Raw genomic sequence first — 1,371 nt, 5'->3', positions numbered from 1 at the left:
TAAGGGGTCAAAGCAAGATTATCGTTTATGAGACAGGCAAAGGTGGAACTGGTGCAGAAATTCATATTGAAGAGCGGAATGACTTGCCGCGTGAACGACTAGGAAGGGGAGGCGTACACCATGTTGCCTTTCGTGTCGATAACGAAGAAGAACTGAGAAAATGGATAGAAAAATTAAATGAATCAAGTTTAATAAACTCTGGGTTTATTGACCGTTTTTACTTTCGTTCCCTCTATTTTAGGGAACCAAATGGTATATTGTTTGAACTAGCAACAGACGGACCTGGTTTTGCAACGGATGAAGAAGTGCAACACCTAGGAGAGTCTTTGGCCTTGCCACCCTTTTTAGAATCAAAAAGAGCGGATATAGAGGCGAATTTAAAACCACTAAATACAAAATCTACATTTTAATTGAATTGAAAGGTGGTTAACACCATGCGAAAGCAGACAAAAGGAATTCATCATATAACCGCCATAGTAGGTAATCCGCAAGAGAATGTGGATTTCTATGCAGGGGTATTGGGAATGCGAATGGTGAAAAAAACTGTGAATTTTGATGATCCAGGTACCTATCATTTATATTTCGGAGATGAATCAGGTTCACCTGGCTCCATCATCACTTTCTTTCCGTGGCCTGATGCATACCAAGGAAGAATTGGTTCTGGACAAGTAGGGATTACGACATATGTCGTTCCAGAAGGATCTATTGAATTCTGGGAACTACGTTTATCCAAATTTAATATTGAATTCGAGAAAGCCACCCGTTTCGGAGAGGAATATCTCGAATTTAACGATCCTCATGGTTTGCACCTTGAACTTGTCGCTCGTAAAGAGGGTAAAAATAGCGAGTGGTCATTTGGAGGTGTGCCTGCTGATAAGGCGGTCAAAGGGTTCGGTGGCGCGGTATTATTGACGGCAAAACCGGACAAAACGATGAAACTATTAGAAGAAGTGATGGGCTTGAAGAAAATTGCAGAAGAAGGGGATTTTATTCGCTTCAAATCCAATTCAGACATCGGGAATTTGATTGATATCAAAAAAACTATTATGCCAATTGGGAAAATGGGAGTAGGGACAGTACATCATCTCGCATGGCGTGCGAATGATTTTGATGATCATAAGGATTGGAGAGAGCATATCGGRAGCTTTGGCTATGGAGTGACACCTTTTACGGACCGTCAATATTTCGATGCCATTTATTTCCGTGAAGAAGGCGGCATTCTTTTTGAAGTTGCCACAGATCCACCGGGATTTGCTCACGATGAATCGAAGGAAACAATGGGAAGTAAATTAATGCTGCCACCATGGTTGGAAGAAAAGCGAGAAATTATGGAAAAAACGTTACTTCCGGCTGTACCAAGGGTTCTAAAGG

At 41.4% G+C, this 1,371-nt stretch carries 2 protein-coding genes; both read left to right on the top strand.

The genetic code is table 11. The annotated features are described in order from the left end of the window. Positions 1-410: VOC family protein (locus tag AC1DUW_RS28945; protein ID WP_477644205.1), on the top strand; the 410-nt coding region annotated here is incomplete at its 5' end. Between the two features lie 24 nt (positions 411-434). Beyond that, positions 435-1,371: ring-cleaving dioxygenase (locus AC1DUW_RS28940; protein WP_477644204.1), on the top strand; the 937-nt coding region annotated here is incomplete at its 3' end.

This window comes from Peribacillus sp. P4_C12 (assembly GCF_056402095.1).
Note: the sequence above shows the minus strand (reverse complement) of the source record. Positions and strands in the feature narration are given on the sequence as shown.